The organism is Nocardioides maradonensis (assembly GCF_054777115.1).
This window is the reverse complement of the sequence record NZ_BAAHAZ010000009.1, coordinates 116,164-138,241: the sequence shown is the minus strand read 5'-3', so window position 1 is coordinate 138,241 and position 22,078 is coordinate 116,164. Positions and strand designations below refer to the sequence as shown.

Sequence of the window (22,078 nt, the reverse complement as noted above, 5' to 3'; positions counted from 1 at the left end):
ACCTCATGACAACTCCGTCCATCTCACCCCTCTCCATCGACTGGAGCGGCATCTTCAGCGACAACCTGACGAACGTGCTCAACTTCGTCCCGAAGCTGATCGTGTTCCTCGTCGTCCTCTTCATCGGCTGGATCATCGCCAAGGCCGTTGCGAAGGGGCTGGGCATGCTGCTGCAGCGCCTGGGCTTCACGACGCTGCTCTCCAAGGCCGGTGCCGACCAGGCCCTCGCCGCGGCGCAGATCAAGCCGATCGACCTGATCACCAAGCTGATCTACTACTTCGTCCTGCTCATCGCGCTGCAGCTCGCGCTCAGTGCGTTCGGGCCGACCAACCCGGTCAGCCGGATCGTCGACGACATCCTCAACTGGTTGCCCAAGGCGCTGGTCGCCATCGTGATCGTGGTCATCGCGGGCGCGGTCGCGAACGCGGTGCGCGACATCCTGGGCGCGACCCTGGGCGGAGTCTCGTACGGCGGCCTCCTCGCGAAGATCGCCGGGATCTTCATCATCGCCCTCGGCGTCATCGCCGCGCTCAACCAGGTCGGGATCGGCCTCTCGGTCACGTTGCCCGTCCTGATCGCGGTGCTGGCGACCATCGGCGGCATCCTCGTGGTCGGCGTGGGCGGCGGTCTGATCGTCCCGATGCGCACCCGCTGGGAGGGCTGGCTGACCCAGCTCGCGGCCGACACCAAGGGCAACGGCACCCGGGCGGCCGACGTACCCCCGACGCCGCCGGCGCCGTCGGTCTGATCGCCGAATGAACACGTGTGGCCCGTCGAGATCGCGATCTCGGCGGGCCACACGTGTTCATTCGGCGGGCCGGGAGGCTTCTTTCGCGGGTCAGGCGGGGGTGATCGGCAGCGAGCGGCGGGGTTCGAAGACGAAGGCGGCGCCGGTGCTGAACCGGGTGACCGCGACGGTCGGGTCCTCGGCGAGCGGCTCGGGACGGCGTACGACGTCGACGAACCAGCCGCCGCCCAGCACGTCCGCGACCCCGGTGACCTCGACGTCGAGGTGCGGGTCGAGGGCGCGGGTGATCGCCCGCAGCGCGTCGGGGTACGACGGCCCGCACAGCGAGATCCACGCCTCGTCGTCCTCGGCGGGGGAGCGGCCGGGCAGGGCGATGGCCGTGGTCAGCTCGCGCGGCTCGACGTAGGCGAACGGGTTGAGCAGCGGGTGCAGGCCGAGCAGCCGGCGGGCGCCGTCCTCGTCGGGGCTGATCGCGAGCGCGCGGGCCAGCCGCTCCGCTGCGATCCCGGCCACGCCGGTCAGCTGCTGGCGGCGGATCTCGAGGGCTTGGTCGGGCGAGGTCGCGCGGGCGGCCACCGCCATCGCGAAGCCACGGTCGAGCAGGTGCATCTGCAGGCAGACCTCGTCGGCGATCCGGACCAGCGCGGAGTGCGAGAACGCCGCGAAGTCGACGTCGGAGAGCAGGGGCCCGGCGTAGTCGGACGCGCCCTCGTCGGCGGGATCGATGGGGGTGAGCTCGAGGGTGGCGGCCGCGGAGCGCTCGTTCACAGCCAGGGCCGGGATGCCCGCGACCGGCGGGTGAGACTCGTCGATGACGACGGTCCACGCGCAGTGCGGACCCGTCGCGCCAGGGGCGCGCGGCGGCCGGTGGATCGGCCGCACTTGCGCGCGCGGGTTGCTCGCCACGGCAGTCGCGTCGAAGGTCGGGTCCTCGATGTCGTGACACATCGAGCGCACGTAGTCCTCGCCCATCGGCTCCACGTCCATCAGCGCGCCGCAGTGGTCGAGCCGGAACTCGCCGTGGTGGCGGTCGTGGACGACGTACCGGAAGTCCATGAACTGGGGCGGTGCGCCGATGTCGAGCTGCAGGCCCTTGAAGATCGTGACGACGTCGCCCCGGCCGGGGACCTCGGGCGCGTAGCCGAGCGCGGCCTGCATCCGACGGGTGTAGATCGGCGAGGCCGCCGCCCACTCCTCGATCGCGATCCGCGCCATCTCCTCACGCCCGAAGGCCGAGATGCACCAGGCCATCCCGGACCGGTCGATGAGCTGTCCGATCAGCAGCAGCTCCGGTACGACGACAGCCAGCTCCTCGCGGCTCAGCCGGGCGTAGCTGCTGGGGATGCTGCGGGGGATGTGACGCGGATCCTCGGTCGACATGCTTGCCAGATTACTAGAACTCGTTCTAAGTTGGACAGGTGTCCAGTGAAGTTCTTCGTATGCGGGGCCTCGACCTCGGGCCGCGCCAGGCCGAGACCGTGCGCAGGCTGCTCGAGGCCGGCGGCGCGCACCTCGACGAGGTCGGCCACGAGGCGCTCACCGTGCGTCAGGTGGCCGAGCGGGCGGGGGTGTCGCCGGCGACGGCGTACACCTACATCGCGTCCAAGCAGCACCTGATCGCGCAGCTCTTCCTCGCCCACCTGGTCGAGCAGCCGGAGGCCGACACCTCCGCGTCCGACGCCGTCGTCCGGGTCCAGGCGCTCACCCGCCAGCTCGTCGACACGCTCGCGCTGCAGCCGCGGCTCTCGGCCGGGGCGACCAGTGCCCTGCTCGGCAGCGATGACGGGGTCGCCGAGCTGCGGCTCGAGATCGGCGCCGAGCTCGTCCGGCGCTTCGAGGCCGCGACCGGGCCCGGGGTGGACCCCGTCGCGCTCGACGCGCTGATCCTCGCCTTCACCGGCGCCCTGCTGCAGGTGGGCATGGGCCTGCTGACCTACCCGGCGATGCGCGAGCGGATGGACGCCGTCGTCGCCACGATCCTGAGGGGCAACGCATGACGGTTTCGACAGGCTCGACCACCGGAACGGCTCTGGTGTTCGACCCGTACGACTACGCGCTCCAGGACGACCCGTACCCGACGTACCGCCGGCTCCGGCTCGAGGAGCCGCTGCACCACAACACCGAGCACGACTTCTGGGTGCTGAGCCGGTACGACGACGTGCACGCGGGAGTCCGCGACGACGACACCTTCAGCAACGCGATGGGGGTGACGCTCGACGCGAGCGCCTGGTCGCCGGACGCGCGCCGGGTGATGTCGTTCCTCGCGATGGACCCGCCGGAGACGACCCGGCTGCGCCGCCTGGTCTCGAAGGGGTTCACCCCGCGCCGCGTGCGCGAGCTGGGGCCGGACATCCAGCGCATCACCGACCACTACCTCGCCGCGTGCCTGGAGAGGGCGCGCAGCGGCGAGGAGTTCTGCTGGATCAAGGACTTCGCCGGCAAGGTGCCGATGGACGTCATCTCCGAGATGCTCGGCGTGCCGGAGTCGGACCGGGACGAGGTACGCCGCCTCGCCGACCTGCTCGTCCACCGCGAGCACGGTCTGCGCGACGTGCCAGCGGCCGGGGTGGAGGCGGCCGGCCGGCTCTTCGGCTACTACGACGAGCTGCTCGCCGAGAAGCGCCGCAACCCCGGCGAGGACCTCACCAGCGCGTTGCTGCACGTCGAGGACGAGGGCAACCAGATGACGCAGGAGGAGATCATCGCCTTCCTGTTCCTGACCGTGGTGGCGGGCAACGAGACGACCACCAAGCTGCTGGGCAACGCGCTCGCGAACCTGAGCCGGGTCCCGTCGTACGTCGAGCGGGTGTTCGGCGGTGCCGGCGACGCCGGTCTCGTGGGGCCGTGGGTCGAGGAGACGCTGCGGTACGACGGCTCGACCCAGATCCTCGCGCGGCAGCTGCGGCGCGACCTGACCCGAGGCGACGTGACCGCGCCCGCCGGCGCCAAGATCGTGCTGCTCATCGGGGCGGCCAACCACGACGAGTCGGTCTTCACCGACCCGGACACCTTCGACCTGGACCGGCCCGCCGAGGAGCTGGATCGCCTCGTCAGCTTCGGCGGAGGCCGCCACTTCTGCCTCGGTGCGAACCTGGCCCGGCTCGAGGCGAGGATCGCCCTGCAGAGCCTGGTCGCGGCGGTCGACCACGTGGAGGTCGACCACGACCGGTCGGTGCGCTTCTACTCGGCCAACGTGCGCGGCTTCGCGCAGATGCCGATGCGGGTGAGCGTCCGATGACCAAGCCCGTCCACCCCGACCGTCGCCCCGCCGTGATCGCGGGCGCGTCCTCGGGCATCGGCGCCGAGACCGCCCGGGCACTGGCCGAGGCGGGCTTCCCCGTCGCTCTCGGTGCTCGCCGGGTCGACCGGCTCGAGGAGCTCGCCGCGCGGATCCGGGCGGCCGGCGGCGAGGTCGTCGTGCACGAGCTCGACGTGTCCTCCACCGACTCGGTCGAGAAGTTCGCGACCGCGGTGACCGCCCAGCTGGGCGAGATCGAGGTCGTGATCTGCAACGCGGGCCTGCTCGCGCCCGGCGCGATCGTCGAGGCCACGACCGAGCAGCTCGCGGCCGAGTTCGACGTCAACGTGCTCGGTGCGCACCGGCTGGTCAAGGGGTTCGGGCCGGGGATGATCGAGCGCCAGCGCGGCGACCTGGTCTTCGTCTCCTCCGACACCGCGCTGCGGGCGCGGCCGTTCATGCGCGGCTACAGCGCCACCAAGTCCGGCCTCGAGGGGCTCGTGGAGGCGCTGCAGATGGAGCTCGAGGGCAGCGGGGTGCGGGCATCCGTCGTACGCCCCGGTCCGACGTGGTCCGAGATGGGCTCGGACTGGGATGCCGAGGCCGGCGCGAAGGTCCTCACCGAGTGGGTCAAGTGGGGCCACGCCCGGCACTCCCACTTCCTCAAGGCGCGCGCGATCGCGGACGCCATCGCCACCGTCGTCTCGGCGCCGCGGGGTGTCCACATCAGCCCCGTCGACGTGAACCCCGAGGCCCCGATCGGAGGAGGAGCATGAGCCTCGACCAGATCCCCGAGGTGTCGGTCGTCCTGGACGACCAGGACGCCTCCGTGCCCGCGATCATCAAGGGCACCGGCCACCTGCCGGAGATGCGGGTCGACCCGATCGGGCTGTTCCACCGGGTGCGCGAGGAGTGCGGGGACATCGGCCGGTTCCGGCTCGCCGATCGCGATGTCGTCATGGTGACCGGGGCGGCGGCCAACGAGGCGTTCTTCCGGGCACCCGAGGACGTGCTGGACCAGGCGGCGGCGTACCCCTTCATGACGCCGATCTTCGGCAAGGGCGTGGTCTTCGACGCCTCACCCGAGGAGCGCCAGCAGATGCTGAAGAACCAGGCGCTGCGCGGCGACATGATGCGCGGGCACGCGCAGACGATCGAGGCGGAGATCCGCCGGATGGTGGCCTCGTGGGGCGAGCAGGGAGAGATCGACCTGCTCGACTTCTTCGCCGAGCTGACGATCTACACGACCTCGTCGTGCCTGATCGGGCGCCCGTTCCGCGAGCAGCTCGACGGCTCGTTCGCGGAGATCTACCACCGGCTCGAGCTCGGCACCGATGCGATCGCGTACGTCGACCCGTACGCCGACATCGACTCCTTCCGGGTTCGCGACGAGGCCCGCGAGGAGCTCGTCGCCAAGGTGGCGGCGATCATCTCCGAGCGGGTCGCGCGCGGCGAGGTCCCGCGTGAGCACAGGGATCTCCTCGACGTGCTCATCGCGGTCGGCTACGACGCGGACATGGTCACAGGCATCTTCATCTCGATGATGTTCGCCGGCCACCACACCTCTTCCGGTACGGCGAGCTGGGCGATGATCGAGCTCCTCCGGCACCCCGAGGTGATGTCAAGTGTCGTGGCGGAGCTTGACGAGCTGTACGCCGACGGCTCGGAGGTCTCCTTCCAGGCCCTGCGCTCGATCCCGGTGCTGGAGTCGGCCCTCAAGGAGACGCTGCGGCTGCACCCGCCGCTCGTCATCCTGATGCGCCTGGTCCGGGAGGACTTCGAGCTCCTCGGGCACACGATCCCGGCGGGTGCGCTCATCGCGGCCTCGCCGCGGGTGTCCAACCGGATCGAGGAGGACTTCCCGAAGGCCGGCTCCTTCGACCCGGGGCGCTACATCGACCCGCGCCAGGAGGACCTGCAGAACCGCTGGACCTGGATCCCGTTCGGGGCCGGCAAGCACCGCTGCGTCGGCAACGCGTTCGCGATGATGCAGATGAAGGCGATCTTCTCGGTGATCCTGCGCGACTTCAGCTTCGAGCCGGCGCAGCCGCTGGACGACTACCGCGACGACTTCTCGAAGATGGTCATCCAGCTCGCCCAGCCCGCCCGCGTCCGGTACCGCCTGCGGACGGGGACGGGAGGAGCGCGATGAGCTACCGGGTCGTCGCCGACACCAGCGTGTGCCAGGGCCACCAGCTCTGCCAGGGCGAAGCCCCCACCGTGTTCGGGTTCGACGAGGACGCCGATGTGGTGACCGTGCTGGACGAGCACCCGGACGAGTCGGTGCGCAGCGACGTACAGGCAGCTGTGAAGTACTGCCCTGCCTTCGCGCTCTCCCTGGAGGAAGAATGACCGAGCTGACCCGTGCCGAGATCGAGGAGTTCTGGGACTCCTGGCTCGACATCAACCGGAAGGTCGAGGCGTCGGGCGACTGGCGCCCCATGGCCGAGTGGTACGCCGAGGACGCGACCTACGGCTGGATGTACTCCGTCGACGAGCACTTCATGGCGGTGGGCCGCGACCAGATCCGCGACTGGGCCATCGGCATCGAGATGGACGGCCTCGACGGCTGGCACTACGACTACGTCTGCACGGTCATCGACGAGCAGAAGGCGATGGTCGTCGGCTTCTGGAAGCAGCGGTCCGGGATCCTCGACGACGAGGGCAAGGAGTACGAGATCCTCGGCCTCGGCGGGTCCTGGTTCGGGCTCAAGCGGACCCACGAGGGCGTCAAGATCGACTGGCAGCGCGACTGGTTCGACATGCCCTCGACCGCGCACACCTTCCTGCAGATCATCGAGGCCGGCAAGGCGCCCGACACCCTGCTGAAGCGGATGTCGGTGAGCGGTCACGGGGTGCCCGGGCACTACCACCTGAAAGACCTGCCGAGCACGGTCTGGCCGCCTCCGGTCGAGGCCGGGGACTTCGTCACCCAGGAGGCGCCGCGATGACCGCACCCGCCCAGCAGCTGATCGACGGCAAGCTCGTGCCGGCCTCCGACGGCGCGACGTACCCGATCCTCAACCCGGCGAACGGGCAGGAGATCGGGGTGGCGCCGGACGGCACCGCCGACGACGTCGAAGCAGCCATCGCCGCGGCCCGCCGGGCCTTCGACGAGTCCTCGTGGTCCACCGACCGCGAGCTGCGGGTGCGCTGCCTGCGCCAGCTGCACGAGGCGCTGCTCGCCAACGCCGACGACTTCCGCGCGCTGACCAGGGCCGAGGTCGGGATGCCCGACTTCATGATGGGCGCGGCCGGTTTCGACGTACCGGTCGAGGGTTTGCGGTGGGTCACCGACCTGGTCGAGACCTACGCGTTCGAGACCGACCTGGGCGTCGCGGCGCCGATGGGCATCCCGTCGCGGCGTACCGTCCGGCGCGAGCCCGTCGGCGTCGTCGCCGCGATCACGCCGTGGAACGTGCCGACCCAGATCAACCTGGCCAAGGTCGGTCCCGCGCTGGCGGCCGGCTGCACCGTCGTGCTCAAGCCCGCGCCGGACACGCCGTGGGTGGCGGCCGAGCTGGGCCGGCTGGTCGCCGAGCACACCGACATCCCCGCCGGCGTCTTCAACGTGGTGACGCCGCGGTCCAACGAGGTCGCGTCCGTCGTCTCCGCCGACCCGCGCGTCGACATGGTGTCCTTCACCGGCTCGACCGCGGTCGGGAGGGCGATCATGGCGGCCGCTGCGCCGACGCTGAAGAAGGTGTTCCTCGAGCTCGGCGGCAAGTCGGCTGCGATCGCCCTCGACGACGCCGACGTCGCCGCCGTGGCGGGAGGTACGGCGTTCGCCGCCTGCATCCACGCCGGCCAGGGCTGCGCGATCACGACGAGGCTCGTGGTCCCGCGGGACCGCTACGAGGAGGCGGTCGCCGTCGCCGCCGCGACCATGGAGTCGATCGGCGCGAAGGACCCCGCCGACCCCGGGGCGATCTGCGGCCCGGTGATCTCGGCGGCGCAGCGGGACCGGGTGGCGGCGTACTTCTCGATCGCCGAGGAGGAGGGCGGCACCTTCGCCGCAGGCGGATCGATCATCGACCGGCCCGGGTTCTGGGTGCAGCCCACCGTCGTCGCCGGCCTCTCGAACGAGTCGCGGCTCGCGCAGGAGGAGATCTTCGGGCCGGTGCTCGTGGTCATCCCGCACGACGGCGAAGACGACGCGGTCCGGATCGCCAACGACTCGGCGTACGGGCTCTCGGGGTCGGTCGACTCGGCGGACCTCGAGCGCGCCAAGGCCGTCGCGGCCCGGATCCGCACTGGCACCCTCGCCGTCAACGGCGGCGTCTGGTTCAGCCCTGACGCCCCCTTCGGCGGCTACAAGCAGTCCGGCATCGGCCGGGAGATGGGCGTCGCCGGGTTCGAGGAGTACCTGGAGACCAAGACGATCGCCGAGCCGGCGTGAGGGGCGGGGGTTGGTTGGAATCACCGGTCGACCGGGGATCCCTGCGCTGGGCGGCCGTTGCAACACCCGACAAGTGCAGGAATCACCGGTCGACCGGGGATTCCTGCGACACGAGTGACAGGACGTGACATGAGGTTCAAGGACAAGGTCGTGGTGGTGACCGGCGCCGCCCAGGGCATCGGCGAGGCGTACGCGAAGGCGCTCGCGGCCGAGGGGGCGCGCGTGGTCGTGGCCGACCTCAACGAGGCGGCCGGCCGGCAGGTCGTCAAGCAGATCGAGGCCGACGGCGGGAAGGCGCTCTTCGTGCCGTGCGACGTCAGCGACGCGACGTCCGCCGCAGAGCTGGTCACCACCACCGTCGAGGCGTACGGCGGCATCGACCACCTCGTCAACAACGCCGCGATCTACGGGGCGATGGAGTTCAACCTCCTCATCTCCGTGGACTGGGACTACTACAAGAGGTTCATGGCCGTGAACCTCGACGGGGCGCTCGTGATGACGCGGGCGGCGTACCCGGAGATCGCGAAGCGCGGCGGGGGAGCGATCGTCAACCAGAGCTCCACGGCGGCGTACCTCTACTCCGGCTTCTACGGTCTCGCCAAGGCCGGCATCAACAGCCTCACCCAGCAGCTCGCCCACGAGCTCGGCGGACAGGGCATCCGCGTCAACGCGATCGCGCCCGGCCCGACCGACACCGAGGCCACCCGCACCCAGGCCGGCGACGCCGCGAAGGACATCGTCCGCACCAGCCTCGCCCTCAAGCGGATGGGCAGCGTCGACGACATGGTCGGCGCGCTGCTCTTCCTGCTCTCCGACGACGCGTCGTGGGTCACCGGCCAGATCCTGGCCGTCGACGGCGGCCAGACCTTCCGGCTATGAGGGTCGGGTTCGTCGGGCTCGGCAACATCGGCAAGCCGATGGCGCTCCGGCTCGCCCAGGCAGAGGGCACCGACCTCCAGGTGTACGACGTGGCGCGCGATCCGGTCGCCGAGCTGGTCGCAGCCGGGGCGACCGCCGCAGGATCCGTCGAGGACATGGAGGTCGAGGTGCTCTGCGTGATGGTTCGCGACGACGAGCAGGTGCGCCACGTGGCGAAGGAGGCCCGACCCGGCACGGTCCTCGTCGTGCACTCGACCGTCGCCCCCGGCACCCCGGAGGAGCTCGCGCGCGGGGGCCACGACGTCCTCGACGCCCCGGTCAGCGGCGGCCCGATGGGCGCGGCCGACGGCACGCTCGCGATCATGGTCGGCGGCCACGCAGCCACCTTCGCCACGGCCAAGCCGGTGCTCGACACCATGGGCACGAAGGTCGTCCACGCCGGCCCCGTCGGCGCCGGCACCCGGATGAAGCTGGCCCGCAACCTGATCCACTTCGTCGCCTTCACCGCGGTCACCGAGGCGCAGCGGCTCGCCGAGGCCGCCGGCCTCAGCCTCACCGACCTCGGCGAGGTGGTCCGGCACACCGACGCGATCACTGGCGGCCCGGGCGCGATCATGTACCGCGCCACGACCGCACCCCTGCAGAAGGACGACTTCTGGCACGGTGTCTTCGACCACGTGCGCGCGTTGGGGGAGAAGGACCTCGCGTTCGCGATCGCGCTCGCGGACGAGCTCGGGGTCGACGTACCGCTGGCGCGCGAAGCGCTGCCACGACTGGGCAAGGGGCTGGGGCTGTGAGCAAGTTCGACGACCTCCCGGAGATCCGCCGCCGGGGTCTGGAGAAGATGGAGCAGGTCTACGGCTTCGAGATGAGCGACGGCGACGGCGACTTCTTCCGCTATACCGTCGAGCACCTCTTCGGCGACATCTGGAACCGCCCGGGCCTCACCGACCGCGACCGCCGGCTGCTGCTCATCGGCATGCTCGTCGGCAGCAACCAGCACGACGTCCTCGGCATCCAGGTCCCCGCCGCCCTCGCGGCCGGCGAGCTCGACGACGAGGCGCTGCGCGAGGTGGTCATCCTGGTCAGCCACTACGCCGGCTGGCCGCACGGCGCCCGGCTCAGCTCGCTCGTCGAGGAGACCATCGGCAAGGCCCAGCACAGGCCCACCAGGAGTGATCCCTAGGTCGATGGGGCATGGTGGTGGGGTGGAGTCGTCGCCATGCACGTGAGCACGCCGCTGGATCCGTTGGTCATGGACAGCCTGTTCGACCTTCCGCCGTACGACGTGGCGGGGGTCCCGGGCAACGCCACCGTCTGGTCGTTGACGACGGACTCGGTGCCGGAGCCCGAGCTCGTCGAAGGCCGGGAATGGCTCGACGAGGAGGAGCGCGCGCAGGCCGCGTCGTACGTCCGCGCCGAGCTGCGCCGTCCGTACGAGATCGCCCACGCCGCAGCCCGCCGGATCGTCGGCGCCGCGACCGGTGTAGCGCCCGAGGCGGTGCGCTGGGGACGACACGCCTGCCCGCGCTGCGGTGAGCCGCACGGCCGGCCGCGGATCGAGGGGTCGGACCTGGAGTTCTCGCTCAGCCACACCCCCGGCCTGGTCCTCGTCGCGCTCGCCGACGCCCCGGTCGGCATCGACGCCGAGACCTGCCCCGAGCCCGAGGGCCTGGCCGGCCTGGTCGGCGTGCTGCACCCCGACGAGGCGGCCGAGGTCGAGGCGGCCGAGACCCCCGAGGAGGCCGCGCAGCGGTTCACCCGGTCCTGGACCCGCACGGAGGCCTACCTCAAGGGCCTCGGTGTCGGGCTCGGCCGCGACCCGCAGCTCGACTACCTGGGCTCCAGCGGGGACCCCGAGCGGGTCATCGACGGCTGGCGGGTCCGCGACGTCTCCGTGCCCGAGGGGTACGCCGGAGCCGTCGCCCTCCATCTTTAGGAGTCGTTCGCCCGCCGTCCACCTGGGCCACCTCCGCTCGTTGCACGCCGCAACAAAACTCGCTCCGCTGGTGACCGGGTTCGGGTGAGGCGGGGACAGAGTGGCGATGCGGACGGGGCGCTTGCCCGCGCGCTCGGGCGGCATCGTCGTCATCGCCGGCATCCTGCTGCTCGGCGCGCTGCTCGCCTGGAACGCAGGCCGTGACCACGGCGCTGCCGCCGCCGTCCCGCACGCGGACCCGAGCGTCGCCGGCACGCCCGTCGTCGCGGGCGACAGCGGCTGCGGCGACGGCTGGAGCGGCGGCAGCGCCGGCACGCTCACCTTCGCCGTCTGGAACGCCTCGAACAACCCGGTCGAGGTCTACCTGCGCGACGTGCGCACCGACGAGGTCTACCTCGACGTCGAGAACCTCGGCACCGGCGCCACCCGCTCGGCCCAGGTCACGCTCGCCCCCGGCCGCTACGCCTTCGTCTGCCTGCCCTCTGAGGGACCCCCGGTCTCCGGAGCCACCCAGCAGGTCACCGGCAGCACGCCTGCCGCGGCCACCGCCGGCGTCGTGCCCATCACCGAGAACGACCTCGCCCCCGCGGTACGCCGCTACCAGGCATGGGTACGCCGCCAGCTGCCCGGTCTCCTGGCGCAGACCGGCCGGCTCGCCGCCGACGTACGAGCGGGTGACGTGGCCGCCGCGAAGCGCGACTGGCTGACCGCGCACCTGACCTACCAGCGGCTGGGTGCGGCGTACGGCGCGTTCGGCGAGGACGACTCCGCCATCGACGGTCTCCCGTCCACGACCGTGCCGGCCGCGCGCGACCGACGCCTGCACGGGTTCCACAAGATCGAGGCGCTGCTCTGGAGCGGCCGGGGCGTCCGGAGCGACCGGACGACCGGTCTGGCGCGCGAGGCGGACGCGCTGCTCGCCGCCGAGCACCACCTGCACACGGACCTCGCCCGCCAGGACGCGATCCAGCCGATCGACGTCGGCCTGCGTGCCCACGAGATCCTCGAGGACGCCGTGCAGCAGGTGCTGACCGGTGCCGACGACGCCGGCAGCCACACCCAGCTCGCCACCCTCGACGCCGACATCGACGGCACCTGGGCCGCGCTGGACCAGGTGCGGCCGCTGCTCCGCAGCCGGGACCCGGAGCTGGCGCGCACGCTGCGCTGGCTGCGCCGCACCCAAGCCCTCGTCCGCGGCTACCGGCACGGCGCGCACTGGGTGCCGCTCGAGCGGCTCGGCCGCCTGCAGCGGGAGACCCTCGACGCCCACGTCGAGCAGGCCGTCGAGCTGCTGTCCCGGGTCGCCGTGATCACCGACCCGCGGAGGTCCGCCGGATGAGCACGTGCCCGATGTCCGGCGTGTCCCGCCGCGGTCTCCTCGGCGGTGCCGCGGTCGTCGGTGCCGCCGGCGCGCTCGACCTGGGCGCGGCCCGCGCCGACGAGGCCCCGGCGGCGTACGCCTTCGAGGGGCCGCACCAGGCGGGCATCCTCACCCCGGCCCAGCGGTCGGCGGCGTACGTCGCCCTCGACGTCACCGCTGCCACCAGGCCGCAGCTGGCGCAGGCCCTCCGGACCCTCACCGCCGACCTGCGCTTCCTCACCGCCGGAGGTACGCCGCCCGACGCCGGCCTGGTCGCGACCAACGACGACAACGGCATCCTCGGGCCGCAGGTCCCCGCCGACGGGCTGACCGTCACGGTGAGCGTGGGCGCGAGCCTGTTCGACCACCGCTTCGGCCTCGCCGAGCGCAAGCCCCGGCAGCTGCGCGCGATGGACGTCTTCGACAACGACCGCCCCGACCCCGCGCGCACCGGCGGCGACCTGCTGCTCCAGATCTGCGCCGACAACCAGGACACCGTGCTGCACGCGCTGCGCCAGGTGCTGCGGCACGACCGTGGCGCCCTCGCGGTCCGCTGGCGCCAGGACGGCTTCGTCTCGCCGTCGCGCCCGGACGGAGCACCGCGCAACCTCCTCGGCTTCAAGGACGGTACGGCGAACGCGGAGATCCTCGCCGACCAGCGGCTCGTCGACGAGCTGGTGTGGGTGGGTGCCGACGCCGGCGAGCCGGCCTGGGCGGTGGGTGGCAGCTACCACGTCGTCCGCCTGATCCGGATGTTCGTGGAGTTCTGGGACCGGGTGTCGATCCGCGAGCAGCAGCGGATGATCGGCCGCGACCGGACCACGGGCGCCCCGCTGACGATGACCCACGAGACCGACCCGGTCTCCTACGAGCGCGACTCGACCGGCGACGTGATCCCGTTCGACGCCCACATCCGGCTGGCCAACCCGCGCGACGGGTCCGCGGACCGGTCCCGGATGCTGCGCCGCGGCTACAACTACGACGCGGGCACCGACGCGAACGGCCAGCTCGACGAGGGCCTGATCTTCACGACGTTCAACGCCGACCTCGACCGGCAGTTCGTCGCCGTCCAGAAGCGGCTCACCGGGGAGCCGCTCGAGGACTACATCTCGCCGTTCGGCGGCGGCTACTTCTTCGCCCTGCCCGGGGTCCAGGGGCAGGACGACTGGCTCGGACGAGACCTCCTCGCCTGAGCCGGAACGCACCATCCACCAGCACCGAACAAGGGGAACCACGTGAGCAACATCAACGCCCGCATCCCGCGGGCATGGAAGGGCGCCGGGATCGCGCTGGCGTGCGCCGGCCTGGTCACGGCCGGAGTCACCCACGCCGCGGGCGGCGACGCCGCGACCTCGGCCACCACGACCGCGACGACGACGCCGATCAAGCACGTCGTCGTGCTGTTCGACGAGAACGAGACGTTCGACCACTACTTCGGCACCTACCCGAACGTGAAGTACCCGATGGGCTCGGCGCAGGCGGGCGGCGACGGCTCGGCCTTCACGAAGTCGAGCACCGCGCCCCGGACGAGCGACGGCCAGCCGATCAACAACTACGTCGGCCACCCGGACCTGCTCAGCCACAACCCGAACAGCATCGCGCCGTTCCGGCTCACGCACGAGCAGGCGTGGACCTGCTCCCAGAACCACGGCTACACCGCCGAGCAGAAGGCCGTCGACAACGGCGCGATGGACAAGTTCCCCGAGAGCGTCAGCCGCGACACCTGCACGGGCAGCGGCAGCGGTCCGCTCAACACCGCCGGCGAGACGATGGGCTACTACGACGGCAACACCGTCACCGCGATGTGGAACTACGCCCAGCGCTACGCGATGAGCGAGAACAACTGGGCCGACACCTTCGGCCCGTCGACGCCGGGCGCGCTGAACCTGGTCTCCGGCCAGACGCACGGCGCGAAGACCTACAGCAGCACGGGTGACGTGGAGAACCCCACGCAGGTCACCGCGCCGGTCGACAACAGCGGCATCTCGGCCAACGACGCGAACGGCGTCGGCACGGTCATCGGCGACCCGGACCCGGTGTACGACGACTGCGCGGACCTCGACCACACCTCGACCAGCAACCTGGCGGGCATGCAGGACACCAACAAGAACGTCGGTGACCTGCTCAACGACAAGGGCGTCAGCTGGGGCTACTTCGCAGGCGGGTTCAACCCGACGACGCCGTGGAACGGCACCGCCGGCACCTACGCCAAGTGCGACGCGCTCAGCTCCAACCTGACCCACACGCTGGGCTTCGACTACAACCCGCACCACAACCCGTTCGCCTACTACAAGTCGACCTCGAACCCGCACCACTTCCCGGGCACGCCCGGCGTCGCGATCGGTACGACGGACCCGACGAACGACACCACGAAGACCGGTGCCAACCACCAGTACGACCTGAGCGTCTTTTACGACGCGCTGGAGAACAACCAGCTCCCGTCGGTCTCCTACGTCAAGGCGATCTACGCCGAGGACGGCCACCCGGCCAACTCCGACCCGCTCGACGAGCAGCGCTTCCTGACCCGCACGGTCAACGCGGTCATGCAGTCCCCGGAGTGGTCCTCGACCGCGATCATCATCGCCTACGACGACTCCGACGGCTGGTACGACCACCAGGCGCCCACGATCATCAACGGCTCCAGCTTCACCGGCACCAACACCGACAACCAGGCCGTCTGCACCGGCGCACCGACGGCCGGCTCGCCGGCCGGCGGCTACCAGGACCGCTGCGGTCCGTCGCAGCGCCTGCCGCTCGTGGTGATCTCGCCCTTCGCGAAGCGCAACTACGTCAGCAACACGCCCACCACGCAGTCGTCGATCCTGAAGTTCATCGAGGACAACTTCTCGCTGCAGCAGGTCGGCGACGGCAGCTTCGACGCGAGCGCGGGCTCGCTGAAGGACCTGTTCGACTTCGCCCACCCGCGCTACGGCACCACGCTGCTGCGGGCCGACGGCACGGTCAAGGGCTCGACCAAGGCCTCGATCGCGCTGAGGGCGACCCACACCAAGGTCGTCGGCGGCAAGACCACCGTGACGGTCACTGCCACCCTCGGCAACGGGTACTACGCGGCCGGCAAGGTGATGGCCACGCTCAACGGCAAGGCGATCGCGACCAAGACCCTCACCAGCACCGGCAAGGCCGTGTGGTCGGGCCTGAAGCTGCCGAAGGCGACGGACACCCTGGTGTTCACGATGGCGGCGACCGACGACACCAACGCGGCATCGCTGACGGTGCGGATCACCCGCTGACCCCAGCAAGAGACAGACGGAGGACCGTGGGCTCGGCCCACGGTCCTCCGTCGCATTTCGAGGTGCCCCTGGCAGGGATCGAACCTGCGACGCACGGTTTAGGAAACCGACGCTCTATCCACTGAGCTACAGAGGCGGGTGGCCGCTCCCACGAGCGGACCGCCGCCATTGTCGCAGGTCGGCGGCGCGACGATGGTGCGAGGGTTGCCGGTCTCCCGTACCGTTTCTCCGACCGTTCTCGGACCGAGCCCGCCCCGCGCGGACGTAGCACCAGGTGATCGATGACCCAGCAAACCCCCGCACCCCAAGCAGGCCGCCGCGCCCGCCGGGTCGGTACGTCGATCGCCGCCGAGTCCGCTGCCCCGACCCCGAGCGGCGGCAAGCGCAAGCTCCCGCGACCCGGTCGCGTCGTCGCCAAGGTGATCGTGGCGTCCCTGGTCGTGCTCGCGCTGCTGACCGGTGCCGGCGTCGTGCTGGCCTACGACCACTGGAACGGCAACCTGACGCACACCGACGTCGCCGCCCAGCTGCACAACCGGCCGGCCGAGCTGCGCCCCGGCGCGCTCAACATCCTGGTGATGGGCTCCGACTCGCGCTCCGGCAAGGGCGACAACATCGACCACAAGGGCGACATCGGCCAGCGGTCCGACACCACGATCATGTTCCACCTCTCGGCCGACCGGAAGTACGCCTACGCGATCTCCGTCCCGCGCGACACCCTGGTCGACCGGCCGACCTGCTACAAGGCCGACGGCACGAAGATCCCGCCCGCCCACGACGTCATGTGGAACGACGCGTTCTCGGTCGGCGGCGCGGCGTGCACGATCCAGCAGTTCGAGCAGCTGTCGGGGATCCGGATCGACAACTACGTCGTCGTCGACTTCAACGGCTTCAAGAACATGGTCAACGCCCTGGACGGGGTCGAGGTCTGCATCCCGCAGGAGATCGACGACCCTGCCCACCACATCAAGCTGATGCCGGGCACCCGCGAGATCAAGGGCCAGGAGGCGCTCAGCTACGTGCGCGTCCGCTACACCGTCTCGGACGGCACGGACCCGATGCGGATCCACCGCCAGCAGGCGTTCATGGCGTCGATGATCAAGAAGGTCGTCTCGGCAGGCACGCTGACCCGCCCCGACCGCGTGGTGAAGTTCCTCAACGCCCTCACCAGCTCGCTGCAGACCGACTTCAAGAACATCGCGGAGATGGCGTCGATCGCCGAGGCCGCGAAGGGTGTGGGGCTGAGCGACATCAAGTTCGTCACCACGCCCTGGACCTACTCGACCACCCAGCCCGGCCGCGTCGTCTGGCTGCCCGCGGTGCACCAGCTGTTCAGCCTGGCAGCGCACGACAAGCCGCTGACCAAGGAGTTCCTGGACCAGGCGATCAGCGCCGACGAGAACACCGACGGCAGCACGTCCGCGGCGTCGGGCACCACGTCTCCCGGCTCGGGCAAGACGGGTTCGACGGCGTCCTCCGGCCCGTCCACCAGCCCGTCGACCAGCCCGTCGACCGGGCCGTCCTCGGGCGGCCTGTCGCAGTCGGCCCGGGCCGCGGCGGGGTTGTGCACGTGAGCCAGCAGGACCCGGGCCAGCAGGACCCGAAGCGCGAGGCCGACTGGGTGCGCAAGCGCCGGCTGGCCGAGGTGTTCGGCGACGTGCTGCCCGGTTCGACGAGCGACGATCGTGACGAGGGCACGCCCGCTGAGCGCGAGAGCGCGTCCGACCGCTGGCTGAAATCACAGGTGCCGCCCCACCACGGAGGGTGAGACGGCACCTGTCAGGTGGTGCGGTGGATCAGGGGCGCGCGGCCAGCTGGTCGCGGATCTGGGCCAGGAGCTCGACCTCCGACGGGCCGCCGGCCTCGTCGGGGAAGTACTTGTCCTTGGCGCGCGTGTACGGGGTCACGACGAGGAAGTAGACGACCGCGGCGAGGATGATGAACGCGATCACGGCGTTGATGAACAGACCGACGTTGACGCCGGCGATCGCAGCGCTCGCGAAGTCCGGCTTCCCGCCGATCTTGCCGATGAAGCCCATCAGGGTCGCTGTGAACGTCGACACCACGGTGGCGAACGAGGTCGCCATGATCAGGCCGACGGCGATCTCCACGAGGTTGCCGCGCAGCAGGAAGTTCTTGAAACCGGTCACGTAACAGCTCCTAATACCGAGGTTTTATGGGGGCGTTCGTGTCCAGAATCTAGCGTTTGTGCCACGCACAAGTCACGAACGAAGCCACCGACGCGGCGGTGACGTGCTGCACGTCCGCCGCGGGTACGGCGAGCACCACGAGCCGCCCGGTGAGGGACCCGCCGGTCGTGTCGGGCGTCGCCGGAGGTACGGCGAGCACGGCGACGTCGCTCGCGAGGGTGGTCGTCGTGGCCTCCCGTGGATCGGTGGCGAGCAGGTCGATCCGGTCACCGACCGTGAGCAGCGCGACCTGTCCCGGGTCCGAGATGCGCACCGCTAGCGCGGCCGTGCCGGGATCGGCGCCGACCAGGCCGGCGCCGACCAGCCGGGGCTCGGTGATCGGCTCGCCCCGGGTGAGCGGGGCGGCCAGTGTGCGGCCGGCCGGCGTGGCGGCGAGACCGTCGGGCACGGCGTCGGGCGGGAGGTGTGCCGTCGTGACGTCGCTCGCCGCCAGGGTCGTGCCCGCCGGCAGGTCGCGCGCCGCGACCGTCACCGCCGTGCTCGCCGGCGGCTGAGGAGCGACGGTGTGCAGCGCCGCGCCGACAGCGACGGCGGTCAGCCCGGCGGCCAGCACGCGCCGACGGCGGAGCACCAGGCGGCGTACCCGCGTGAGGGCGGAGCCGATCCGGCGGCGAGGTGAGCGGGCGGCGGCGGTCCGAGGGTCCATGCGCCGGACGCTAGGCCGCCCGGCGTACCCCTTCCAGGGGCGTCACCGCTTGTCCACAGGACGCCGCTGCAGGAGGGTCAGTCGGCCTTCGCGGCGGCGGGAGCCGGCTTCGGGTCCGCCTTCTTCTCGGGCTTCGTGGTGCTGTCGGAGGACGTCGACGAGGCGGTGTCCGAGCTGGACGACTTGCCGCGGGAGTCGTTCTTGTAGAAGCCCGAGCCCTTGAACACCACGCCGACCGCGTTGAACACCTTGCGCAGCGCACCCGTGCACTCGGGGCACTCGGTCAGGGAGTCGTCGGAGAAGGACTGGACGATCTCGAAGAAGTGGCTGCAGTCGGCACAGCGGTACTGATAGGTGGGCATCGATCTCTCCTGCGAGCGTTAGCACTCTCGTTTCGCGACTGCCAACAATAGTCGACGCCCGGATGTTCCCTCTAACCCTCGAACCGGACCAGGCCCGCGGGGGAGGCCGCTGCCATGACCGGCCGGTCGTGCGGCTCCGCCGGTACGTCGACCCCCACCTCCTCGGCGTACAGGAGGACGCAGGTGAAGGTGCCGACGGGCACCCGGCCCAGCGCACGGTCGTAGGAACCGCCGCCCCGGCCGAGCCGCAGGCCGGTGGGGGACACCGCGAGGCCGGGCACGAGCACCGCGTCGGCGGTCGCGATCGCGTCGACGCCGAGCGGCTCGCCGACGGGCTCGAGCAACCCGCGACGGGCCGGCGCGAGCGAGGAGCGGCCGCGGTAGACGGCCCAGTCCAGGTCGTTGTCCGGCAGCAGCACCGGCACGATCACCCGCTTGCCCGCCTCGACGAGCGTGTCGAGCAGCCCGGTCGTGCCCGGCTCGGTGCCGAGCGAGACGTAGCAGGCGACGGTCGCGGCCCGGCGTACCTCCGCGGCGGCCAGCACGGCCCCCGCGATCGCACGGGCGTCCTCGCCCACCTCGAGCAGCGGCCGGCGACGCCGAGCGGTGAGGAGCTGGTCACGCACGGCGAGCTTGGCAAGACCGCCAGTCGGCATCGGTTGTCCCTCGGGCACGCGATGAGCCTACGATCGAGCGCATGCTGAGCAGTCAAGACGGCCTGGCGCTGGCCCGCGCCAAGATGAGCGCCGCCGGAGTCGACCAGGTGGCGATCGACACCTTCGCCCACTACTACGACCTGCTCGAGCGCGGTGAGACCGGGCTGATCCCCGAGTCGACGATCGACCCGATCGACATGGAGCGGCTCGCCGACGTCGAGGTCAGCGACGCCGACGCCGCGGACGCCATCGCGCACACGGTCGTCATCAAGCTCAACGGCGGCCTCGGTACCTCGATGGGCATGGACCGGGCCAAGTCGCTGCTCTGCGTCGGCCGTGGCCTGTCCTTCCTGGACGTGATGGCCAGGCAGATCCTCCACCTGCGTCGGCAGTACGACGCCCCGCTGCCCCTGCTGTTCATGAACTCCTTCCGCACCTCGGCCGACACCCTCGACGCCATCGCGCGCTACGAGGACCTGCCGACCGAGGGCCTTCCGCTGGAGTTCCTGCAGAACAAGGAGCCCAAGCTGCTCGTCGACGGGCTCGTCCCGGCGACGTACCCCAAGGACCCGGACCTGGAGTGGTGTCCGCCCGGCCACGGTGACATCTACACGGCGCTGCGCGGCTCCGGCATCCTCGACCAGATGATCGAGGCGGGCTACCGCTACGCCTTCGTGTCCAACTCCGACAACCTCGGCGCCGTGCCGGACGCGCGGGTCGCCGGCTGGTTCGCCACCTCCGGTGCGCCGTTCGCGATCGAGGCGGTCCGGCGTACCGCCTCGGACAAGAAGGGCGGCCACTTCGCGCGCCGCAGGTCCGACGGCCGGATCGTGCTGCGCGAGACCGCGCAGACCGCCGAGGAGGACAAGGCCGCGCTCGCCGACCTCGACCGGCACCGGTACTGCTCCACCAACAACCTGTGGTTCGACCTGCACGCGATGAAGCAGGCGCTCGACGAGCGCAACGGCATCCTCGGCCTGCCGATGATCCGCAACGTCAAGAACCTCGACCCGGCCGACAAGAGCACGCCCGAGGTCGTCCAGATCGAGACCGCCATGGGCTCGGCCATCGAGGTCTTCGACGGCGCCCGTCTGATCGAGGTCGGCCGCGACCGGTTCATCCCGGTCAAGACGACCAACGACCTGCTGGTGCTGCGCTCCGACGTCTACGAGATCGGCCCCGACTTCGCGCTGACCCAGGTCGCAGCGGAGGTCCCGTACGTCGACCTCGGCGCCTCCTACAAGCTGGTCCGCGACTTCGACCAGCGCTTCCCCGACGGCGTGCCGTCGCTGCAGAAGGCGACCTCGTTGCGGGTCGACGGCGACTGGACCTTCGGCAACGGGGTGCAGGTCGTCGGCGAGGTCGAGCTCGCCGACGAGGGCGCGCAGCGGGTGCCGGCCGGCCAGGTCCTGTCCGGTCGCGATGCCTGACGAGCAGCCCCGCCTGACGCACGTCGACGCGGCGGGCGCCGCGCGGATGGTCGACGTGTCCGCCAAGGACGTCACCGTTCGGATGGCGACGGCCACCGGCCGGGTGCTCACCACGCCCGAGGTGATCGCGCTGCTGCGCGGCGAGGGCGTGCCGAAGGGCGACGCGCTCGCGGTCGCTCGGATCGCCGGGATCATGGGCGCCAAGCAGACGCCCGCCCTGATCCCGCTGTGCCACCCGCTCGCCATCTCGGGCGTGACCGTCGACCTCGCCGTCGCCGACGACGCCATCGAGATCACCGCGACCGTGCGCACCACCGACCGCACCGGCGTGGAGATGGAGGCGCTCACCGCCGTCTCGGTGGCGGCGCTGACGGTCGTCGACATGGTCAAGGCCGTGGACAAGGCGGCCGTGATCAGCGACGTACGTGTCGAGACCAAGACCGGCGGCAAGTCGGGGGACTGGGCGCGGTGAGCTCCGGGTTGCCCGCGGCCGTCGTCGTCGCGTCGAACCGCGCCGCTGCCGGTGTGTACGCCGACACCACCGGTCCGCTCATCGTCGCCGCGCTCGCCGAGCTGGGCTTCGTGGTCGGCGACCCCGTGGTCGCGCCCGACGGCGAACCCGTCGGCGCCGCCATCGCCGCGGCCGTCGCGCGGGGCGCGCGGGTCGTGCTCACCACGGGTGGCACCGGCCTCACGCCGACCGACCGCACGCCCGAGGTCACCCGGCCGCTGCTCGACCGCGAGGTCCCCGGCATCGCCGAGGCGATCCGTGCGGCGGGGGTCGCGAAGGGCGTGCCCACCGCGATGCTCTCGCGCGGCCTCGCGGGCGTGAGCGGCCAGTGCCTGGTGGTGAACCTCCCCGGCTCCCGCGGCGGCGTGCAGGACGCGCTCGAGGTGCTGCGGCCGGTGCTCGTGCACGCGGTGGAGCAGGTCGTCGGGAGCGACCATTGAGTGACCGG

25 protein-coding genes and 1 tRNA gene are annotated in these 22,078 nt (G+C 71.2%); 20 read left to right on the top strand and 6 right to left on the bottom strand.

Translation table 11 applies throughout. The features are described 5' to 3' along the window. Positions 1–5: 5 nt before the first annotated feature. Positions 6–749 (top strand): mechanosensitive ion channel family protein, encoded by a 744-nt coding sequence (locus ACYVAQ_RS12725; protein WP_460790031.1) that lies wholly within the window; start codon positions 6–8, stop codon positions 747–749. A gap of 90 nt (positions 750–839) precedes the next feature. On the opposite strand, the gene ACYVAQ_RS12720 is transcribed toward ACYVAQ_RS12725, so the two are convergent. Continuing rightward, positions 840–2,129 carry a hypothetical protein gene (locus ACYVAQ_RS12720; protein ID WP_460790029.1) on the bottom strand — a complete coding sequence of 430 codons (1,290 nt, stop codon included), beginning with the start codon at positions 2,127–2,129 and terminating at the stop codon, positions 840–842. 59 nt (positions 2,130–2,188) lie between these two features. Here ACYVAQ_RS12720 and ACYVAQ_RS12715 point away from each other — a divergent pair, with 59 nt between their 5' ends. The 14 genes from ACYVAQ_RS12715 to ACYVAQ_RS12650 all read left to right on the top strand — a co-directional run bounded on the left by ACYVAQ_RS12715 (position 2,189) and on the right by ACYVAQ_RS12650 (position 15,815). Further along, positions 2,189–2,746: a TetR/AcrR family transcriptional regulator gene (locus tag ACYVAQ_RS12715; RefSeq protein WP_460790027.1), complete on the top strand. Its 558-nt coding sequence runs from the start codon at positions 2,189–2,191 to the stop codon at positions 2,744–2,746. Next, positions 2,743–3,987, top strand: coding sequence for a cytochrome P450 (locus ACYVAQ_RS12710; RefSeq protein WP_460790025.1), 1,245 nt, complete (start codon positions 2,743–2,745; stop codon positions 3,985–3,987). Before ACYVAQ_RS12715 ends, ACYVAQ_RS12710 begins: the two co-directional genes overlap by 4 nt. Continuing rightward, on the top strand, positions 3,984–4,763 hold the full coding sequence (locus ACYVAQ_RS12705; protein ID WP_460790024.1) for an SDR family oxidoreductase: 780 nt from the start codon (positions 3,984–3,986) through the stop codon (positions 4,761–4,763). The genes ACYVAQ_RS12710 and ACYVAQ_RS12705 overlap by 4 nt, the downstream gene beginning before the upstream one ends. Continuing rightward, positions 4,760–6,139, top strand: coding sequence for a cytochrome P450 (locus tag ACYVAQ_RS12700; RefSeq protein WP_460790021.1), 1,380 nt, complete (start codon positions 4,760–4,762; stop codon positions 6,137–6,139). Before ACYVAQ_RS12705 ends, ACYVAQ_RS12700 begins: the two co-directional genes overlap by 4 nt. After that, a complete protein-coding gene (locus tag ACYVAQ_RS12695) occupies positions 6,136–6,339 on the top strand; it encodes a ferredoxin (RefSeq protein ID WP_460790017.1) in 204 nt (67 codons plus the stop codon). Before ACYVAQ_RS12700 ends, ACYVAQ_RS12695 begins: the two co-directional genes overlap by 4 nt. Continuing rightward, the gene (locus ACYVAQ_RS12690) at positions 6,336–6,938 is read left to right on the top strand and encodes a nuclear transport factor 2-like protein (RefSeq protein WP_460790015.1); all 603 of its coding nucleotides are present in this window, start codon (positions 6,336–6,338) and stop codon (positions 6,936–6,938) included. The genes ACYVAQ_RS12695 and ACYVAQ_RS12690 overlap by 4 nt, the downstream gene beginning before the upstream one ends. Then, positions 6,935–8,386, top strand: coding sequence for an aldehyde dehydrogenase (locus ACYVAQ_RS12685; protein ID WP_460790013.1), 1,452 nt, complete (start codon positions 6,935–6,937; stop codon positions 8,384–8,386). The genes ACYVAQ_RS12690 and ACYVAQ_RS12685 overlap by 4 nt, the downstream gene beginning before the upstream one ends. A 129-nt stretch (positions 8,387–8,515) precedes the next feature. Then, complete coding sequence (locus ACYVAQ_RS12680; protein WP_460790011.1) at positions 8,516–9,265, top strand: SDR family oxidoreductase; 750 nt, start codon at positions 8,516–8,518, stop codon at positions 9,263–9,265. Beyond that, a complete protein-coding gene (locus ACYVAQ_RS12675; protein WP_460790009.1) occupies positions 9,262–10,062 on the top strand; it encodes an NAD(P)-dependent oxidoreductase in 801 nt (266 codons plus the stop codon). The genes ACYVAQ_RS12680 and ACYVAQ_RS12675 overlap by 4 nt, the downstream gene beginning before the upstream one ends. Next, positions 10,059–10,451: a carboxymuconolactone decarboxylase family protein gene (locus ACYVAQ_RS12670; protein WP_460790007.1), complete on the top strand. Its 393-nt coding sequence runs from the start codon at positions 10,059–10,061 to the stop codon at positions 10,449–10,451. Before ACYVAQ_RS12675 ends, ACYVAQ_RS12670 begins: the two co-directional genes overlap by 4 nt. A gap of 36 nt (positions 10,452–10,487) precedes the next feature. Next, complete coding sequence (locus tag ACYVAQ_RS12665) at positions 10,488–11,204, top strand: 4'-phosphopantetheinyl transferase family protein (protein WP_460790005.1); 717 nt, start codon at positions 10,488–10,490, stop codon at positions 11,202–11,204. A 106-nt stretch (positions 11,205–11,310) separates the two neighbouring features. Beyond that, positions 11,311–12,543, top strand: coding sequence for an imelysin family protein (locus ACYVAQ_RS12660; RefSeq protein ID WP_460790003.1), 1,233 nt, complete (start codon positions 11,311–11,313; stop codon positions 12,541–12,543). Continuing rightward, positions 12,540–13,757 (top strand): iron uptake transporter deferrochelatase/peroxidase subunit, encoded by a 1,218-nt coding sequence (efeB, locus tag ACYVAQ_RS12655; protein ID WP_460790002.1) that lies wholly within the window; start codon positions 12,540–12,542, stop codon positions 13,755–13,757. Before ACYVAQ_RS12660 ends, efeB begins: the two co-directional genes overlap by 4 nt. 42 nt (positions 13,758–13,799) lie before the next feature. Next, complete coding sequence (locus ACYVAQ_RS12650) at positions 13,800–15,815, top strand: phospholipase C (RefSeq protein ID WP_460789999.1); 2,016 nt, start codon at positions 13,800–13,802, stop codon at positions 15,813–15,815. A 63-nt stretch (positions 15,816–15,878) separates the two neighbouring features. On the opposite strand, the gene ACYVAQ_RS12645 is transcribed toward ACYVAQ_RS12650, so the two are convergent. After that, positions 15,879–15,951: transfer RNA gene (locus ACYVAQ_RS12645), tRNA-Arg, on the bottom strand. Positions 15,952–16,096: 145 nt separating this feature from the next. Between ACYVAQ_RS12645 and ACYVAQ_RS12640 the strand changes: the two genes are divergently transcribed. Together ACYVAQ_RS12640 and ACYVAQ_RS12635 are read left to right on the top strand one after the other, a co-directional pair. Continuing rightward, a complete protein-coding gene (locus ACYVAQ_RS12640) occupies positions 16,097–17,389 on the top strand; it encodes an LCP family protein (protein WP_460789996.1) in 1,293 nt (430 codons plus the stop codon). Beyond that, the gene (locus ACYVAQ_RS12635; protein ID WP_460789994.1) at positions 17,386–17,583 is read left to right on the top strand and encodes a hypothetical protein; all 198 of its coding nucleotides are present in this window, start codon (positions 17,386–17,388) and stop codon (positions 17,581–17,583) included. Before ACYVAQ_RS12640 ends, ACYVAQ_RS12635 begins: the two co-directional genes overlap by 4 nt. A 28-nt stretch (positions 17,584–17,611) precedes the next feature. On the opposite strand, the gene ACYVAQ_RS12630 is transcribed toward ACYVAQ_RS12635, so the two are convergent. From ACYVAQ_RS12630 to ACYVAQ_RS12615, 4 genes are all read right to left on the bottom strand, one after another. Continuing rightward, complete coding sequence (locus tag ACYVAQ_RS12630; protein ID WP_460789991.1) at positions 17,612–17,965, bottom strand: MscL family protein; 354 nt, start codon at positions 17,963–17,965, stop codon at positions 17,612–17,614. A gap of 49 nt (positions 17,966–18,014) precedes the next feature. After that, entirely contained in the window at positions 18,015–18,671 is a 657-nt protein-coding gene (locus tag ACYVAQ_RS12625) for an RcpC/CpaB family pilus assembly protein (RefSeq protein ID WP_460789989.1), read from the bottom strand. Positions 18,672–18,748: 77 nt separating this feature from the next. Next, the gene (locus ACYVAQ_RS12620; protein WP_460789986.1) at positions 18,749–19,033 is read right to left on the bottom strand and encodes an FmdB family zinc ribbon protein; all 285 of its coding nucleotides are present in this window, start codon (positions 19,031–19,033) and stop codon (positions 18,749–18,751) included. Positions 19,034–19,104: 71 nt separating this feature from the next. Continuing rightward, positions 19,105–19,707, bottom strand: a complete 603-nt coding sequence (locus ACYVAQ_RS12615) for a 5-formyltetrahydrofolate cyclo-ligase (protein ID WP_460789984.1) — start codon at positions 19,705–19,707, stop codon at positions 19,105–19,107. A gap of 23 nt (positions 19,708–19,730) precedes the next feature. On the opposite strand from ACYVAQ_RS12615, the gene ACYVAQ_RS12610 reads away from it, so the two are divergent. Genes ACYVAQ_RS12610 through ACYVAQ_RS12600 form a run of 3 tightly spaced genes read left to right on the top strand, consistent with a single transcriptional unit; the run spans position 19,731 to position 22,070 of the window. Then, positions 19,731–21,119, top strand: coding sequence for a UTP--glucose-1-phosphate uridylyltransferase (locus ACYVAQ_RS12610; RefSeq protein WP_460789982.1), 1,389 nt, complete (start codon positions 19,731–19,733; stop codon positions 21,117–21,119). Continuing rightward, positions 21,112–21,591, top strand: a complete 480-nt coding sequence (gene moaC, locus ACYVAQ_RS12605; protein WP_460789980.1) for a cyclic pyranopterin monophosphate synthase MoaC — start codon at positions 21,112–21,114, stop codon at positions 21,589–21,591. The genes ACYVAQ_RS12610 and moaC overlap by 8 nt, the downstream gene beginning before the upstream one ends. After that, a complete protein-coding gene (locus ACYVAQ_RS12600; RefSeq protein WP_460789978.1) occupies positions 21,588–22,070 on the top strand; it encodes a MogA/MoaB family molybdenum cofactor biosynthesis protein in 483 nt (160 codons plus the stop codon). The genes moaC and ACYVAQ_RS12600 overlap by 4 nt, the downstream gene beginning before the upstream one ends. Positions 22,071–22,078 lie beyond the last annotated feature (8 nt).

Bases quoted from the DNA above. Each gene is read 5' to 3' on its own strand.
- ACYVAQ_RS12725 (WP_460790031.1), top strand. From the start codon at position 6: ATGACAACTCCGTCCATCTCACCCCTCTCCATCGACTGGAGCGGCATC.
- ACYVAQ_RS12720 (WP_460790029.1), bottom strand. From the start codon at position 2,129: ATGTCGACCGAGGATCCGCGTCACATCCCCCGCAGCATCCCCAGCAGC.
- ACYVAQ_RS12715 (WP_460790027.1), top strand. From the start codon at position 2,189: ATGCGGGGCCTCGACCTCGGGCCGCGCCAGGCCGAGACCGTGCGCAGG.
- ACYVAQ_RS12710 (WP_460790025.1), top strand. From the start codon at position 2,743: ATGACGGTTTCGACAGGCTCGACCACCGGAACGGCTCTGGTGTTCGAC.
- ACYVAQ_RS12705 (WP_460790024.1), top strand. From the start codon at position 3,984: ATGACCAAGCCCGTCCACCCCGACCGTCGCCCCGCCGTGATCGCGGGC.
- ACYVAQ_RS12700 (WP_460790021.1), top strand. From the start codon at position 4,760: ATGAGCCTCGACCAGATCCCCGAGGTGTCGGTCGTCCTGGACGACCAG.
- ACYVAQ_RS12695 (WP_460790017.1), top strand. From the start codon at position 6,136: ATGAGCTACCGGGTCGTCGCCGACACCAGCGTGTGCCAGGGCCACCAG.
- ACYVAQ_RS12690 (WP_460790015.1), top strand. From the start codon at position 6,336: ATGACCGAGCTGACCCGTGCCGAGATCGAGGAGTTCTGGGACTCCTGG.
- ACYVAQ_RS12685 (WP_460790013.1), top strand. From the start codon at position 6,935: ATGACCGCACCCGCCCAGCAGCTGATCGACGGCAAGCTCGTGCCGGCC.
- ACYVAQ_RS12680 (WP_460790011.1), top strand. From the start codon at position 8,516: ATGAGGTTCAAGGACAAGGTCGTGGTGGTGACCGGCGCCGCCCAGGGC.
- ACYVAQ_RS12675 (WP_460790009.1), top strand. From the start codon at position 9,262: ATGAGGGTCGGGTTCGTCGGGCTCGGCAACATCGGCAAGCCGATGGCG.
- ACYVAQ_RS12665 (WP_460790005.1), top strand. From the start codon at position 10,488: ATGCACGTGAGCACGCCGCTGGATCCGTTGGTCATGGACAGCCTGTTC.
- ACYVAQ_RS12660 (WP_460790003.1), top strand. From the start codon at position 11,311: ATGCGGACGGGGCGCTTGCCCGCGCGCTCGGGCGGCATCGTCGTCATC.
- efeB (WP_460790002.1), top strand. From the start codon at position 12,540: ATGAGCACGTGCCCGATGTCCGGCGTGTCCCGCCGCGGTCTCCTCGGC.
- ACYVAQ_RS12640 (WP_460789996.1), top strand. From the start codon at position 16,097: ATGACCCAGCAAACCCCCGCACCCCAAGCAGGCCGCCGCGCCCGCCGG.
- ACYVAQ_RS12625 (WP_460789989.1), bottom strand. From the start codon at position 18,671: ATGGACCCTCGGACCGCCGCCGCCCGCTCACCTCGCCGCCGGATCGGC.
- ACYVAQ_RS12620 (WP_460789986.1), bottom strand. From the start codon at position 19,033: ATGCCCACCTATCAGTACCGCTGTGCCGACTGCAGCCACTTCTTCGAG.
- ACYVAQ_RS12610 (WP_460789982.1), top strand. From the start codon at position 19,731: ATGCTGAGCAGTCAAGACGGCCTGGCGCTGGCCCGCGCCAAGATGAGC.
- moaC (WP_460789980.1), top strand. From the start codon at position 21,112: ATGCCTGACGAGCAGCCCCGCCTGACGCACGTCGACGCGGCGGGCGCC.